The 16,210-nt window shown below is 58.9% G+C and carries 10 protein-coding genes; 1 reads left to right on the forward strand and 9 read right to left on the reverse strand.

All coding sequences use genetic code 11. The annotated features are described in order from the left end of the window. Nucleotides 1-80 precede the first annotated feature (80 nt). From brxL to AC1VS5_RS00175, 3 genes are read right to left on the reverse strand one after another with little or no spacing between them, the layout of a single operon-like run. Complete coding sequence (gene brxL / locus AC1VS5_RS00165; RefSeq protein ID WP_481217271.1) at nucleotides 81-2,309, reverse strand: BREX system Lon protease-like protein BrxL; 2,229 nt, start codon at nucleotides 2,307-2,309, stop codon at nucleotides 81-83. A 5-nt stretch (nucleotides 2,310-2,314) separates the two neighbouring features. Then, nucleotides 2,315-4,939 carry a BREX-1 system phosphatase PglZ type A gene (gene pglZ, locus AC1VS5_RS00170; protein WP_481217272.1) on the reverse strand — a complete coding sequence of 875 codons (2,625 nt, stop codon included), beginning with the start codon at nucleotides 4,937-4,939 and terminating at the stop codon, nucleotides 2,315-2,317. A 12-nt stretch (nucleotides 4,940-4,951) separates the two neighbouring features. Then, on the reverse strand, nucleotides 4,952-5,926 hold the full coding sequence (locus AC1VS5_RS00175) for a BREX-1 system adenine-specific DNA-methyltransferase PglX (protein WP_481217273.1): 975 nt from the start codon (nucleotides 5,924-5,926) through the stop codon (nucleotides 4,952-4,954). A 187-nt stretch (nucleotides 5,927-6,113) separates the two neighbouring features. Here AC1VS5_RS00175 and AC1VS5_RS00180 point away from each other — a divergent pair, with 187 nt between their 5' ends. Further along, nucleotides 6,114-6,797, forward strand: coding sequence for a DUF3800 domain-containing protein (locus AC1VS5_RS00180; protein ID WP_481217274.1), 684 nt, complete (start codon nucleotides 6,114-6,116; stop codon nucleotides 6,795-6,797). A 316-nt stretch (nucleotides 6,798-7,113) separates the two neighbouring features. Here AC1VS5_RS00180 and AC1VS5_RS00185 read toward each other — a convergent pair whose 3' ends face one another. The 6 genes from AC1VS5_RS00185 to AC1VS5_RS00210 all read right to left on the reverse strand — a co-directional run bounded on the left by AC1VS5_RS00185 (nucleotide 7,114) and on the right by AC1VS5_RS00210 (nucleotide 15,776). Beyond that, on the reverse strand, nucleotides 7,114-7,722 hold the full coding sequence (locus AC1VS5_RS00185; protein ID WP_481217275.1) for a hypothetical protein: 609 nt from the start codon (nucleotides 7,720-7,722) through the stop codon (nucleotides 7,114-7,116). A 21-nt stretch (nucleotides 7,723-7,743) separates the two neighbouring features. Next, nucleotides 7,744-8,253 (reverse strand): hypothetical protein, encoded by a 510-nt coding sequence (locus AC1VS5_RS00190; protein WP_481217276.1) that lies wholly within the window; start codon nucleotides 8,251-8,253, stop codon nucleotides 7,744-7,746. 12 nt (nucleotides 8,254-8,265) lie between these two features. Continuing rightward, a complete protein-coding gene (gene pglX, locus AC1VS5_RS00195; protein WP_481217277.1) occupies nucleotides 8,266-10,830 on the reverse strand; it encodes a BREX-1 system adenine-specific DNA-methyltransferase PglX in 2,565 nt (854 codons plus the stop codon). A gap of 66 nt (nucleotides 10,831-10,896) precedes the next feature. Continuing rightward, nucleotides 10,897-14,478 (reverse strand): BREX system P-loop protein BrxC, encoded by a 3,582-nt coding sequence (brxC, locus tag AC1VS5_RS00200; protein WP_481217278.1) that lies wholly within the window; start codon nucleotides 14,476-14,478, stop codon nucleotides 10,897-10,899. 66 nt (nucleotides 14,479-14,544) lie between these two features. Next, nucleotides 14,545-15,147, reverse strand: coding sequence for a DUF1788 domain-containing protein (locus tag AC1VS5_RS00205; RefSeq protein ID WP_481217279.1), 603 nt, complete (start codon nucleotides 15,145-15,147; stop codon nucleotides 14,545-14,547). A gap of 5 nt (nucleotides 15,148-15,152) precedes the next feature. After that, nucleotides 15,153-15,776: a DUF1819 family protein gene (locus AC1VS5_RS00210; RefSeq protein WP_481217280.1), complete on the reverse strand. Its 624-nt coding sequence runs from the start codon at nucleotides 15,774-15,776 to the stop codon at nucleotides 15,153-15,155. Between the last annotated feature and the right edge of the window lie 434 nt (nucleotides 15,777-16,210).

Consider the following 16,210-nt stretch of genomic DNA (forward strand, 5'->3'; position numbering starts at 1 on the left):
ACTACGTGCCGAGCTCCCGCTGAATTCTCTGTTAGCTAGCGGCCTACTGATGTCTGGCACCAGCAGGCCGCTAGCTTTTATTAGATTCCCAGCGCCTTCTTTGCAGCGGCGATGATGTCTCCGTCGGCGTAGAACTCCGGTGTTACGGAGCCAATGAGTTCCGTCGAAATAGCCTGTAAATCCGCAATGGAGCTCATTGGTAGCAGCACGCGCCTCGCGCCGGCGTTTTTAGCAACGCGCATCACGTCCTCGAGATTCGCGACCGGTTCGATTGTGCCCGATATGCGTAGGATGCCGGGAATCGCAAGGCCGGCCATCACGGAGTGGTTTGCAGCGGCAGAGCAAAGGCCAACAAACTCTGCGAGCGAGAGCTCTGCCGAAAGCCCTTTCGCCTGGATGTCGTTATAGTAGAGCAGGTAATTCTTCGACGCGATGTTCATCCCGGTTGCTAGGCGCGGTGCGTTTTGCTTGAACTGCTCAAACGCCGCGTTGAGCGAATCGCGCGCGGGATTACCGGTGCCCACGCCCTCCACGGTGAACTTCATCTCACCGGCGACGGCCTTGTTTTCAAGCTTATAGATGGCAGTTTCGTCGCATAGGGACGTGCCGATAGCAAATACGTGCCCGGGCATGAGCTCTCCCTCGGGGATGAGCGTATCGTCCGCCTGTTCCGGCACGCGCACGACCACGGACTCGGAGGAGTTTTCCGCGTCGGTGTAACCCAGCTTCACGTTGATGAACTCAATACCTGCCATGATCTTGAGTTGCTCTTTCACGCGACGACGCCCCTCGATGGCGTACTCGAGCAGCATGCGCACGTCCTCCTTGCTCATGTTGCCATCGGGGAAGACGAGCTTCGCCAAGCCGGAGAAGGTCTTGCGCACGCCGATCTCGTCGCGGCGGTTGAACTCGCTGTTCAGGCGGAAGTGCTGATCGATGTAGTGCGTGAAATCGCGGCGGCGCATCTCGTGGCAGAACTCAGAGAGGCAGTCGGTGATAAGGCTGTAGCGCCCGGTGATGATGTCCGAACGCATCTTGGGAATTTCCCAGCCGGGTAGGTAGCAATGGATGCGGTCGAAGAACGCGCTGTCGTTGTTGAATTCCGGTGGGAACGGCTCGAAGAGGTGCGTGGTCTTCAAGATGTTCTGCACTGAATCGTTGATGTTGCCCTCGAAAACCATGGAGGCCTCGGCGTTGAACTGCTCGCGCCCGCGGCCGAAGGTGCCGTTCGCCATGTATCCCTTCATGATCTGGATGGCGTTCGCATCCTTGTAGTGCATACCGGCGACCTCGTCGAAGGCGACGCAGTCCCAGTGTCCCACCAGACCAATGCCGCCCGTGCGCGCTGTGTTGTTGGCGAAGAGCATGGCCGTGGTGGCTTGTCCGCCAGAAAGCAGATAGGAATAGGGCGAGACCTCGGTGTAGATGTGTGACTTGCCGGTGCCGCGCGGTCCCAGTTCGCACAGGTTGTAGTTCAGTTCGATGAGCGTAACCATACGCGTGAGGAAATGCAGGCGCTCGCGGGGCGTGAGCGCGTTGGGTTCGTAGCCGGCCGAACGCAGAATAAGCGCGATCCATTCATCGGTGGTGAAGTTCGCGCGATGGCTAATGAGCTCGTTCACATCGAGGTTCGGCATTTGGATGGGCGTGAGATCGAGGATATGGAATGGTGAGTTCTCTGGCCCCTTCTTGCCGGGCTGCGGCTTGGGCTTAATCGCTGCAGGACCCTCGCCAAAGACGTCTGCCAGCGGGTCTTCGGCGGCGTCTTCAGGTCGCAGGTACTGGATTCGCGCTATGCACCAAATACCACCTGTGAGCATCTTCGTGTATTTGCGCACGTATTCATCGGGCATGATGAATGGCTCGATGGCAAGGTTTGCAAGCTGCGCCACATAGAGGTCGCGGCGCTCGTCCAGGTAGGCGCCCACCTTGTCGATGATCGTGTACTGGCCAAGCTCGCGAATGCGCGATTTGATGACTTCGCTCTCTTCGGTGCGCACGTAGTTTTCGGCGAGAATCTTGCGAATGCGGGCGAGTCCCGCTTCAAGCGCCTCGGGGTCGTCGGTGGCGCAATACATGCCCAGCAGGTACTCGAGGACGAACGTGGGGATGCCCGCACCGCGCTTCATGAGCGCGGTGAGGTCTTTGCGCACGATCTTGCCGGGGAAGTTTCGCACGATCTTTTCGTCGAGCGCGTCCTTCTTGTAGGTGGGGGTCTGAGCGGCGGTACCTTCCATGGGGGCGCTGGCAGTTGTAGTGTTGGTTACAAAGGTGCTGGTTGCCGAATTATCGATGCGTTCCTGTTCCATAGTTCCTACCATCCAAAATCAATCGAAGGGGCGAACGAAATGCGAATGCGTACCTCGCGTAGGCTTTGCGCGATGCCGGATTCCGTGTTGCGCGCATACAGGAAGTAGCGCTGGCTCTCAGAGGTCTGCACGCCGGGTTTCAAGCTCAGCTGCACGTGCGTCACACGGTGCGTGGCGTCTTCATCGGCGCGGTCGGCCACCACAAGGGCAGTATCCGTCACCGGTGCGTGCGCCGCGTCGCCTACGAAGAGCTCGTATGTGGCGGGGAGCACCTTGCCTCCCACCGGGCTTTCCTGTAGCACCTCGAGGGTGAAGATGCTGTTCGAGATGGTGTCGATTTGCGTGACGAGCGAGATTCCTGCGGGTGCGTTCGCCACGTAGCCCTTCGAGCCGGCGCGCTTGTTGGTGAAGCGCAGCACGGGAACACACAGCTCTTGCAGCGAGATGCCGCCGTGCACGTAGTTCTCACCGCCACCTGGCCTGCGCAGGCGCACGCACTCTCGCGGTGTGAATCCCACAAGCGGCGTGGTGCCGTTTTTGCCAGAGGCGGGGAGCGCCATCTGAACAAGCGCCTCGGAAGAGGCTCCCTCGCGGGCGATGACATAGCGCCTGCCTGCCTCTACGACATCGCCGGAGACATCGCTTATCACGGCGTGCTCGGACTCTAGGAGCGGGTCGGCGGTATAGAGGAAACCATGGTCTGCCGTCACGATGATACTCGATGCGCTGAATTCGCGGACGATGATCTGCACGCAGGTGACGATCTCGTTGATCGCGTCTTCGCAAGCGGCGAAGACCTTGCGCTCGGTGGCAGGCTTATCGCCCACGGCATCGATGGAGTCGTGGTAGATGTAGACCACGTTTGCCTCGCCAACGCGTTCGCGGCGTTCCGTGCGCGTCATGGAATTGACGAAGTCAACGTAGCGCACGGCGATGCCGGTGGGATGGTGCGTGCGAATAGCCTGCTCGCGCGCCTCGCATGTGGGGGTTTCCTTGTCGTCTGCCATGATCACGAGGCCGGTCTTAGGTGCGGAAGCCTCGACCATGGCAAACGACCCCTTGGGCAGGAGCGCCGTCATTCCGCACTTCGTGATCGAGGGGAACTCCGCTTGCATCGCGTCGAGCACGCACAAACCCTTGGTCTCGCGCTCTAGGCGTTCGGCGAGTTCGGTGGCGACCTCGTAGCGCAGTGCATCGGAAACAATCACCCACGCACGCTTGCTTGAGCGCGTGAGCGGGTCGACTTCCGCCAGGTCGAAGTCCACTTGGCGCGGGATGCCGTCTGCGTAGCCCTGGGTAAGGAAGTTCTCCTCTGCAGCGCCCGTCCAGCGCCGCGCAAGCTCCTTTAAGAACCATCCCTTGTAGTGGTTTTCCATGGTGTTAGTGCAGGCGCGGAAGTCCTCGGTGAGATTGTAGTCCTCGATGCCGCTTCCGCGCAGGGCGCGGCCGAACGCCATGTGCAGGTCGCGGTACCAGCGATCCATCTGGTAGCCCTGCTCTGTGTAGAAGTGCCACACCTGCTCCGCCGTGCCGGGGGCAAGGGCAGGGCCGTGCTCGCGGTAGAAGCCCTGCATCTTCGCTGCCGCTGTGACGCTGTCATAGAAGGGCGAGAACGTCGCATACCACGCGGAGTTGCGCCGGCTCGCCGCGAGTGCCAGCACCTCGTCGACATACTCGGCCCCTGCGTTCACGATATCGAAGAGGCGCCGTAAGAGCACCGCGTCGATGCAAGGGAAGACATCGGCGGGCGCGAGGGAATCTGTTGCCACCATGCTTAGGAGCTGTTCCATGTTGGTAGCTTGCTCAATCGAGACGCACATGGTGAAGAGACCGTCTTGCTGGTCGCCGCGTACCCATTCGTTGAAGATTGCGTGACAGAACGCGGCATGAGGCGCCGAAAAACAGGTTTGAAGCGTCTCAAGCGCCTGATCGGGCAGGCGAGGGGCGAGGGCGCTCAGCAGCACGTGCTGCGTGAGTGCTGCAGTATCGGAGATATCGCCCGCAAAGCCCGTCCATACGTTCACGGCTGCGATGAATGGTGTTCGCGCGTTCGCTGCATCGAGCGCCTCGAGCAGCTTTTGCGCTCCCTCGTATGCAGCGTTCGCAAGGTAGGTGCGCAGGATCGCCACAGGCTCAGCCTCCGTCGCGCCCAGGGCGACGGCCATGATGACGAGCTCGAGCTCTTGCGGCGTGGTGCACGCCTCCGTGAGCTTCCCGATGCGCTTCATGTTGGTCTTCTTGGCAAGGAAAGCGCGGTGAGCCTGCAGCGCTTCGCGCATCTCCGGGGTATCCGGTGCGCCCAGCTCACGCAGCTGCACGCTCGCGTAATCGGCCGAGAAGCTCTGCGAGCGAGCCTCCACATCCGCGAACCAGTCGCCGTCGAGCCGGCGCAGGCTGCGGCGGTACAGCAGGATGCGCTGGCCGTCTAGGTTCTCGTTCAGGCGGCATTTGAGCGCGAACCGGCTCTCGTCCTCCTCGCGGATGACCTCCACGCCGGGCAGGTCGAGGGTGTCGAGCGCTTCGGTGAAGGAGCCATCGGGATCGTGCCATACCACGATGGCGCCGCCCTGCGCGGAATCCTGCGCGCCGAAGAGGCGTTGCAGCTCGGATTGAATGTCGGTGGTTCTCATAGGATGCGTTCCTTACTTGATCTTCGCGAGCACGTCGCCAAACTTCGGGTAGTTCACCTTCACGCCGTCGTCGAGGTCGATGGCGATCATCTGGTCGGCGAGGGTGTGCACCTTCTCCTCGAAGGTGCGGAGCTCAGTTTGCTGGGCAAGGAGTCGCTTTTCCTCCTTTGCGAGTGCGGCTTTCTGGCGGCCGTTCGCCGCGTCCTCCGCGGCGGAGATGTCGTCTAGCCGGGCGCGCAGGCGCTCCTGCTGCGGGTGCACGTAGGCGGTTCGCAGGTGCGCGAAGAGATTTGGCTGGTAGCGGTGCATATAGAAGAGGGCGCGGAAACTGCCCTTCTTGCCGGCGTCGAGCAGCCAGTAGATGGGGCGCTTCTTGTACGTCTTGCAGTGGTCGGCGAAGAACTCCTTCTGGAAGTACGCGCGCACGGTTTCGCGCGGGGTTCCCTTGGCGGCGGGGGAGAGGGCATCGGCCACGAAGCGCAGGTTTTCCTCGAGCGTCTCCGCGCCATAGGTCGCCACGAGGAAGCGCTCGAAGAGCGCGCAGATGTCGTTCTCGAAGTAGGCATCGTCCGTGATGGGCAGGACGTTGTCTGCCGCGGGCATGAAGCTCACGTGCGCGGGGTCGGGCATCTTGGCGAGGTATTCGTTTACGGTATCGCCCTGGTTGGCGAGCACCAGGCCGTCCACGTCGAGCGAGTAGCGGCCAAACATGCAGCCCACGGCATAGGAGATGAGCGAGACGATCTCGTCGCGCATGGTGCGGACGTAGTTGTTGCCCTTGAAGCTCTCGGGAAACTCGTCGGCCGTGTCGAAGATCCGTGCGACCGAGACGTACTTGTCCTCGACCTCGATGGGCACCTCGCCCACCATGTTGTAGATCTCGGCGAAGATGCGATTGAGCTCTTCCTCGTTGGCCTTGAGCTGGTCGAAGCGCGCGTTGACCTCGGCCTTGTGCGCCTCGTACTTGTCGCGGATGAGGGTTGCCATGCTATGCCGCCTTTCTATGTGTAGAACAGATGTTCGTGCCTATGATGGAGAACATGTGTTCGTATTTTGGTATGATTGAATTGCCGAGCCGGCGTGTGATATAAAGTAGGTGGTCTTCCCCACAAGGAGGGCCTCCGACAGCCGGGGGTTTTCCCCCGGCATTTTTGTTATTGGGGGCGTGGGGACTATGAGGGATCTTTCCATATTCGTTGATGAATCCGGCGATCCCGGCACCGAATCCAAGTACTACCTTATAGTCCTCGTATTCCATGAACAAAACGAAGGATTTGCTCGATACGAAGCGGACTATCGTAATGCTCTGAATAGAAAAGGGCTTAGGGATATTCCGCTCCATCTTTCGCCGCTGCTTAACGGCAACGACGGATACAAAGGCATGGATGTTGAGGAACGCAAGAAGTACCTCGCTGCGTTCCGCGTCTTTCTGCAGTACCTCCCGTTTCGGTATGCGGCGTTTTCCTATAAGAAGTCCGAGCTCGACGCCAACATGATGGCGCCACGCGGCGCAATCAAGCGCATCAGGCGGGACATCGCGGTCTTCCTGCTTGATCACCTTGATTATCTGCAACAATTCAATGAAGTTAAGGTCTATTACGACAACGGACAGACCTTGGTTACCCAAACGCTGCATGATGCCGTCGAGTTCGCATTGTCCAAGGAGGCCATTGTTTACCGCGATGCGTCTCCTACGCGCTATCGAATTTCTCAGGTTGCCGATTACATCTGCACGCTCGAGCTCGAAGCGCTCAAGTACGCAAACTCCGAGACGGGAAGCACCGACCAACTCTTCTTTGGCATGCGCAAACGTTTCGAAAAGGACTTCCTGAAGAAGCTGCGCAAGCATCGTCTGTGATGTTTGAACCTGCGAGTCCCGGTTTTCAAGTTCCTGGACGCAACAATCAAGCTTATAACCATCGCTTGAAGCTACGTGCGTGAGGGGAGGAAGAAGGGCCGCCGTCGCTAAGCGGTAGGCAGCCCCCACCCAAATTAAGCGGCGCTGTCTGAGATCCCCATCGCAGGCAGCAGCCGACCTTACGGTAGCGTGTTCAGGGTTGCGATTAATCGTATGGCGAACTTGACATGATCGCGCGGGAAAGCCACAAAAGGCTGAAGGGTGGATTGACGAGAGGGCATGCAAGAAAACTGCCTGGACATGCACAAGCATCATGTTAAAGTTTTCTCTCTGCCAAGTTACAGGCCTTTTTATACCATTCTTCAAGCGTGTTGATCGTAAGCATGCCGATTGCAGTCAATTTTTCAGCATCGCCGTCCATGTCTAGGAAAAAGAATCGATCATGAGTGTTGAGTTCAAAGCAGCCGTGTGCAAGAGCGTTTCGAATGTGCCGATACACGGAGTCCACTTCATAATATCTGCGCTTGATGAGTTTTGTAGCCCGTTTGCCGAGCTTGGAGTTCGCTGATGCTGAATACTCATCTAGCTTCTCTACTGATTTGATTAACTGGGTTTTTTCTGATCGGGTGCACAGATAATACTGGTTCGGGCCGAATAAAAGATTGTTACCTTGCAGCTCAATGGCTTTCTCTTCGAGTGAAGCAGCTGATTCATAAAAATGAATGATACTGTGCTCAGGGTCAAGAACCCTGAGCCATTCTTCCGCAAGCGCTGATGTGGTGATGCCAAGATCGCTAATAAAACCAGATGAGCGAGCTGATGCTCCAATTGCTGGACTTGCAAGAAGATACTGTTCATAAAGAGGAACTATTTCAGTTGGTATAGAGCTATTTGAAGAGAAGAGCGCTTTGAAATCAAGCTGCATTTTATACTCCGAAAGGACAAACTAATATGGATTTGCAAGAGAAGGCTTACCCCAGAGCTTCCAGAAGCGGACTTTAGGCTGTTGGATTCGAAGCGATAGTATCTCTCTGCGATATTTCGAGAGATCTTCAGACAGCTTCAATAATTCAGCATATGAATGGCCTTTGCCCGTCAAGCATGCCTGGATTGATCCGAAGCAAAGATCGAGCGAATCAAAGAGTTCGGTGCGTTGATCATTTGGGAACACGAAAGATTGCCGGACGGGTGCATTTTCTAATAGATCTTCGATTGTGTAACGGATTGTCTCATCTGGCTGCTTAAATGACTTAAGCATTAAACATAGCCTGCCTAAATAACGTGAGTACTCCTGCTGCTCACGTCTAAACGCTTCGCGCTCTTCGCGTCGTAGCATATACTCGTCAGTTTTGAACCAAACGATATATCCCGTGAGGCAGGCGAGTAAGAAGTCATATATTACGGCCACTAAATCGATGCTAATTTCGTTAATTGGCATGAATGTGATTTCCGCCATAGCGTCTCCTGCCTATATCAATGAGTTGTGCTTGAATTCCCAAGAGGTTTCTTGGGAGTCGTACTCCTTCTTTGAAAGAGATACGCAGTCACGCGCAATGGGTATCGTTGTTTCGATATCTGCGTCTGGATCTGGGATCTCGATGACATCGCCAACTTTGAAGTCAAGTGTTGGCGCCAAGAAAGACAAAAAGGATGACGCGGCGCTTGAGTTAATCAGGCTAAGTGCATATAGGGTTTTATTTGTGTTTGAGGAGAATCCTTTGGCGCCTTTGCTATCAAAGAGTGAACCTGGAGGTGAATAGCGCAGATGTATCATTCCGGATGAGAGCGATGACCAAGTGATTCCCTCGCGAAAAGCATATTGCCCGTTGTAATTGTGTGAACGAATTCTTCCTGTTTTTGGGTCGACGTTGCCTCTGATTTCTTCTCCATCGTTAAGCCAGTTGACAACGAGCTCGTTGTTCCCGAACCACTTTCTGAAATCACCTCCTTTTTGGTATGGAAACCATTTGGCGCCGCTAGCGGTTGCATTTTCGGAATCGCGGCAGGAAGGGTTCAATCGGCTGGTGGAAACTTCCCACCAGCAACGAACAAAGCGATCGTTGTCTGCGGTTGCCATGCCCTCTCTAGTAGTAAGCCATGAACCTAAGGCCTTGCAATGAATAAAGGCATCCATGACGGCTTCGCTAGCCCAATAGGCGATGGGGGAGCCGGGGATGTCGTGGAAGGTTGTGGCGTCGGCTCGGTAGAAGTAGCCGCAGTCGGGGTTTTGGATGGCTTCGAGCGCTTTCGGTGCCTGAACGGACGCGCCGACGAAATCGGAAAGGCGGATGTAGCCACCCATATAGTCATCGATATGCGAGTTATGGAACGTGAAGGTGCAGATCGGAACGGTTGCGCCGGCGAATCCAGAGTATTCGAGCTGGATGAGACTGGTGAGCGTCTTTTCGTCGATGATCTTGTTGCGCAGCTTCTCGTAGCTACCGATGAACATCCACACGAAAGGTGACATGATGCCCACTTCACCGTGGTCGTTCGCGTAGTTCATGATGCGAACGATGAAAGCGGCAAACAGGTCGCTTTTAACATCGGGATAGTGCTTCTTCATCCACTTGCTCATGAACGGGTTGAAGCTGCTGCCACCCATGTACGGCGGGTTGGCGACCACCACGTCGAAGCGGCGTGCGAGCGTGCGGCACATGCCGAGTGCCTGCTTCACGCGCTCGCTCGCGTGCGAGGCGAAGATGGTGTCGCTCGCGCCTTCGGCAAGCGCGCTCTCGAGCGCGGCGATGTCGTCCTTGCCCGGCGCGAGCAAACTGCCGATCTCGCTCAGGTGCGCCAGCCCCTCAAGCAGCCCGCTCCGCTCGCGCAGGGGGCTTTCGGGTGCGAGACCATCGGCATCGATATCCACGCTTTCCAGCACCCGGACATCTGCCTGCACGCCGCGTGTGAAGAAGCGTCGGTCGTGCTCTCGGGCGCACATGGCGAGCGCCAGCTCGGCGATCTGCGCGGCGCGCGGGTCGATCTCCATGCCGGAGAGGTTCTTCTCCAAGATGAGCGATGGGATCTCGCGCTCGCGGTAGCCGCGCTCCTGGTACATGGCGAATAGCAGGCGGAACGCGTACACCAGGATATGCCCCGAGCCGCACGCCGGGTCGCAGAAGGTGATGTCCTCCGGCCCGGATATGCGGATAACGTCCTCGTGCTCCTCGTCCGGCGCGATGTAGTACTCCATGAGGTGCTCGGCGGGGTCTACGGTCTTCGCGCGCTCGGCGAGGTGGCTTTCGGGGAAGTTGAGCATCCACAGCCGCCCGAGCGAGTTGTCCACCATGTAGCGCACGATCCAGTCGGGCGTGAAGAGCTGCGTGGCGGGCGGGATGTCCTCTACGGCCGCCTTGCGCTTGCTATCGAAGTACGCGCGCTTGAGCTCACTGTTGTAGAACTGGTACATCCAGCCCATGACCTCGACGTCGTTCCAGGTTTCCTCTGGAATGTCCTCCATCAGGTGGTAGAGCACGTTGTTTTCGTCTTTGTTAAGCAGGGCGTCGGGCAGCACAAGGGCGTCAGCGTCATCCACATGATCGAATACGCTGGGTAGGGCATCGGCCAGCTGATTGCACTGCGCGATGAGGATGAGGCGGAAGAGCTCCGAGCGGTTACCGGCTATCGCGAGGTCGATCGCCTGGTCGCGGTCGAGACCGGGCAGATCGAGCTCTCCGGCGGCGCGCAGGCACGCGGGGCCGAACGATCCATCGGTATCTGAAAGCACGCGGATACCGCTCGGCAGATAGCCGTGCACCTCCATGTAACGGATGCCCATGAAGCGGTTGAACCAGGTGTAGGCTTTTTCATCCACGAAGGCGTTGTAGCCAACTGCTTCGATGCGCGTGAAGAGGTTGTCGCGCTGCCGGCGTTCAACTGGGCTGAGTACGCGGCCGCCAACAACCTCGGAACCCATACCAGCAGCGGCACGGCCAGCGTCGTCCAGGCCGTTGAGCACGCAGCGGGCGTGGATGGCATCGATGAGCTTTACGCGAGCCCAGGGGCAGAACTTTTCAAGCGGTTTGGTATCCATGCACGCTCCTTCGGTATGCGTGAGGTGCGCGGGCGGCTGCTTCACGGAGGGCCGTCCGCGCGGCGACTAGTTCATTTGGATGGCGTCGTTGCCTTCGAGCGCGCGGAGCAGCCGCTTGCGAGCTCGTTCAAGGTACTGGTCGACTTCCGCCTCATTGCGCAGGCGTTGGGGCTTGAAGACCTCGCTGCGCGAGACGTGCTTAAGCTTGGGTTTAGAAGCGGGCGGGATGGTTGGGGCGGAACCGCCGTCGGTGCTCGCGCCTGCCCGTGTGGGTGCAACGGGTGACGCTGCATGCCGCGCCTCCAGGCGGTCGCGCTCGGTTTCGATTTCGCTGTACAGTCTGCTTTGGGCTTGTTCCAGGCGCGTGCACAGGGCATCGAGCTGGGCAAGCGAGTCGTAGTCCTTCGCATAGCCCTCGAAGGAAAGGCGCGTCTGCTCAATGCTAGGCAGCTTGACGTCATGTTCGTCCGCATAAGCACGGGTTTCTGCGAAGACGCTCTCGATGCGCATTAGAAGGTCGTCACGCTTCGCTTTAAGTAGCTGCCTGTAGGCATTTTGCACCGTTTGGGAGGCTTCGGGGAGCTCTTTGATGCGCCTATAGGGGCTCGGCAGGTCGAGAATCTCATCTACGAGCTTGAGGGCAGATGTCGCCTCTTCGTTCGTGGCGAGGTAGCTCTGCTCGCTCTTCATGTCTTTCAAGAGCTGACCTGCGCGGTCGAACGTCTCGCGCTGCTGGGTATTGAAGAAGGTGTCCACGTCTTCGAGGTCTTCGGCGGCGTTTAGCAGTTCGTTGTGATCATTCGCGATGGAGTTCAGCAGATCGGCGGAATCCATACCTGTGGCGAGCACGCCTTCGAGCGTCCTGATAGCGTTATCCACATCTGCGCGGCCGGGGTACCTGCCGTTGCGACGGTATTCCACACCTATAAGCTGCTTGAGCCCGGCAAGGCGCTCCTCCAAGAGCTTGCGTGAGGCTTCGGCGAGCGCGTCTTCCTCTACGGGGAGGTTATGCGCGTCGCAGAGTTCCTCCACCACCCGGCGTACGCGCGAACGGGTGCCTTCGGACACAGCGACGCGTGCCTCCACCTGCACCTTGTCGATCATGCTGCGTTGACGCAGGTACGAAACGCACTTGGGGCCGCGCGGATCTACTGCCTTGCCGGCATATGTGAGCTTTGCGCGCTTGCCTTCCAGCAGCAGTGCCACCACACCGGCGACATCCTGTTCACGCCAGCCGTAGGGAGCGGCCTGGTAACGCGTTTGGATATCGCGCATGCTCACGGTGCGGTGGCGGCTTGCCTCGCCCTTGAGCATGCGGTCGACCTCGTCGACGGCCGCCTTGTTGGGCTCGATACCGGGGAGCGCCTGCATGGCGCCGTTCAAGATCTTACGGATGTCGTCGTCGCCGTCGTAGTTCGTGTCGATGAGCGAGAGGTTGGGGTAGACCGCGTTCACCAGGCGCGTGAGGCACTCCTCCATGGCCTTTTTCGCCTGCGACGTTTTAGCGGGCGTGACCTGCTGCCCTTGCACGTAGAACTCACCTTGGCGAATAGCCTGCTCCAAGAGGGCGCTTGCCTCGCGTTCCAGGCGCGTCTTCTCCTGCTGTTTTGAGCGGACGATCTCTTGCTGGTTGGCAGGGAGGTTGCCGCGCACGAGCGTGCGGGTGAACTGTTCGATGCGTGCCGCCTCCATGATGGGGCTGAAGAAGTCGATCTCCTGGCTGGGCAGCACGATGGCTTCGTTGCCGCTCGAGCGCATGATGAGCTCTTCGCGCGTGGGGGGCTGCGAACCGTCGATGCACGCTAGCACGCGCAGCGTAAGGCCGCCCGGAGCGCTTGCGCGCGTGGCATCGAGCCATTCCTCCACAGGGAACTGGTTTTTATCTACGGTGAGCTTGGGCATGTCGAAGATTTCTTTGAAGAGGATCTCGCCCGCTTTGCGCACGACCTGCGCGGTATCCACCTTGGTGCGGGCGATCTGGTTGGCGATTTCCTGCTCTTCATCTGTGAGGAACTGGTAGCGGTTGCCGTTCCGTGCGATGTAGTTTTGCTTAAGCAGGCGATCGAGCGATTCCTGCACCTGCTCGCGCAGCTCCATGCGGTTCTCGCGCACGTCGCTCGTCATGAGGGTCACAATGTTATCGATGGTAGGCGCCACATCGCGCTCCACCCAGCGCACCAGGAAGAGCAGCTTGAGCACGTTCACGTCGTAAGGGTCGAGGCCTTGGTGCTTATCTGCCGCTTCGGCTGCGCGGTTGATCACGCGGCGGTGGTAGCTTTCCAAGAACGTTTGAGCTCCGTCGTAGAAGCGCCAGAACGGCACGAGCGCGTTCTCGTCGAGGTTTTCCACAGCTTGCGCCGCCTCTTGGAAGCCGGAGAGCATGGAGCGCTCGCCGCTCGAGAGGTGCTTGCCGGAATGTCCCTGCTTGCGCAGCTCGTTCATGACGTTCTGCATGAGGCCGAACTGGTAGTTCACGAAGGGGAACGTCTGCGCGAAGTCCTCGCCGCTGGTGTAGCCGGTGAGGTCCGCGCGGGTATCTCCGCTAAAGGCGAAGAGGTTGCCCAACACGGCGGAGTTTTCCTGGTACTTCATGCTAAGCAGCTGCGTGGCGTCCGGCGTCTTGGCAAGCACGCGGCGCTTGATGACCTCGCTCGCATCCGAGCTGGAGAGCGAGAGACGCGTGTCGAAGCGGCCCTGGATCTTGGAGAAGTCGTCGCTCGCCACAGAGGTGATCTCGTCGATTGCCTCCTGGCCGGTCACGACGACCCACACGCGGCTGGCGCATTTCGAAGCGATGCCCTCCACGATGGACTGCAGGTTGAGCATGAGGCTCGTGTTGCCGCCGATGTACTGGCCTACTTCGTCCACCATGAAGAGCAGGCGGAACTGGCCGTTGTGCTCGCGGGCGCGGCGTTCGGCATAATCGCGGATCTCGTTGGTGAGGGTGTCGATGGAGAGGTCTTCGGGCTCTGTCGCGTTGTACCAGCGTTCGGCCTCCTCGCGGGTTTGGAATCCGCAGGCCGCGAGCGCTTCGATGATGGGCTCGGATTTGGATGTGAACGTGCGGCGCCATTCGAGCCATGGGCGGCCGCTTGCCTGCTCATAGGCGGCGCGGAAGGCTTCCGTCTTGCCTTCTAGCTCGATGAGCGATTCCAGGCGCGCCAGCTTGAGGTTGGCGCCATAGAAGCCTTGGTTTTCGTAGAATACGCGGTAGAACGTGCGCACCACGGCAGACTCGTCCTTGCCGGAGCCCTTATTGTCGATGTTGAAGAGGATCGTTTCCGTGGGAACGCTGGCCGCGCGCACGGCCTTCGCGGCGAGCATGGGATCCTCGAAGCGCGGTTCGATGTAGTCGAGCGCGTGCTTGCCGTTGACCACGCGGTTCGAGAGCAGGTAGGAGAGCATCTTCAGGAAGTGCGATTTACCAGAGCCGAAGAAGCCAGAGATCCACACACCGATTTTGTCCGTGGGGACGTCGAGCGCGCGCTCGTAGGCGTCGTAGAACGTGGAGAAGTGCCGGCGCAGCTCGCGCGTGACCACGTACTCCTCGAGCTCCTGTTGGATGATTTCGTCGCTGTTCTGGTCGATTTTGATGACGCCGTTGATGTTTCGGTCGATATCGCGTTCGAACATATCGTGGATACGCATGTCCTCGTTCCTTTCCTGTCGCTCGTCGGGTTGGCTGGGGACGGGTTCAAGCCAACCCATAACTCTTTAGAGCAGGGTGAAAGCTCGGTAGTAATTGCCATCTGCTATGGAGCCGAACAGTCGTAGGCTCTGACCGTCGTAGACTCCGGGGTAAAAGATCACGAGCGGCACGTCGCTTAGGACAGGCTGCGCGTTTTCCAAGATGTCGTGCGCGCGGGTGAAGGGATAGACCTTACCCACGCCGGTGATGAGCACCACGTCGCGACCAGGCTCCGTGCCGCCATATTCGCTCTCATAGCGGTCTGCCATAACGCTCACGTAGTCTTCCGGCATGGCAAGCTCGCGGATCTGCTGCAGAACCGCATCCGTGCCCTGCCGCTCTTCCAAGCGCGTGAGGTCGTCTAAGATTTCGAAGTGCTCGCATACGGAGCGGAAGATATCCCATAGGTCGAAATGAACGATGCGCGTGGGAATCTCGCCCGCCTGCGACGAGCGGAGCAGTTCCTCTGTGTGTTCGCGTACCTCATTCTCTTTCTTCGCGTCATACGAGAACACGAAGAAGGGGACCTCGTTGCCCAAGCCCTTGCCCTCGCGGAAATCTGGATCGCAGAAGCGCGAGCGTATAAGCTCGAAGCTCATGGCCAACGAGGGGGATTCCGATGCGGTCATGTCGCCTACCCTTCCATACCGAAGGCGCGCAGCGCGGCCTCGTCACCGTTCGCCCGGATGCACATCTCGAGATCGAAATCCAAGAAGAGGGGTACGAGCTGCTCTGTTTTGCGGTTGTACATGCAGCAGTTCGCCAGGCAGGCGGTGAGCACCTGGCGCGCCTTGTTGAGCGTGGCGTCGCTCCAGGTGGCGACCTTCGCGCTTTGCGTGCGCAGATCTTCGAGGAAGTCGGCGATTTCGTAGCGGTGCAGCGTGCTGTCGAGCGCTTCGAATTTGCGTGCCACCAGGCAGAGCATGAAGTCCCACACCACGCGGTTATCGCGCATCATGGCGTAGAGGTTTGTTTGGTTGAGTTGGTCGGGCGTGCCGTGCGCCACGAGGTCGATGGCGCGTTCGCGGGTTTGCGGGTCGTCCGAGAGGGCGCGCAGACGCCGGGCGCAGGCGCGCGTGATAGAGGCCTGTTCGCGCTCGGTGGGGTACTGGAAGAGATTCTGGGAGGTGACGCGCTCAATGAGTTCCGCGTCGCTTGTGAGGCCTTCTTCCATCATGAGCCGGGCGATCACGCGGGTCTCGTCGACGAGCCACTGCTCACGGGTGATGGTGCCGCGATAGGTTGCCGGCGCGGTCATAGGGCGCCGCCTCGCAGGATGGCAGCGGGTACAGCGGTGGGCATGGGGGTGCGCTCCTCGATGTATGCAGCGGATACAGCATCTCCTACATACATCAGAGGGTGCGCAGAAAGTTGAGCAACATTGTTCGCCGGTAGAGCGGTGCGGTGCGGGCGGGCGCCGGTGCGGCGGGCGGCGCGCGAGCGTGTGGCGTGCGGGCAGGCTATTCGGTTATTAGCGCGAGTTGCCTGGGAAGGGCTGCTGGTTTTTGCGACCCCCCCTGCACGCATAGGCAGGGTTGAGCAAGATGGGCTCCCTTTACGATTGGAAACGTTCTCTATTATAGCGGGTCATACGAACAAGGGCTTCGTCCTGCGTTCGGACAAAGCCTCTGCTGCGTATGGGAAAACGGTCGGCAGCAACCTCGCATGATTTTGAGGTCGCCGTCGGTCGCT

This window comes from Enorma sp., assembly GCF_982429025.1.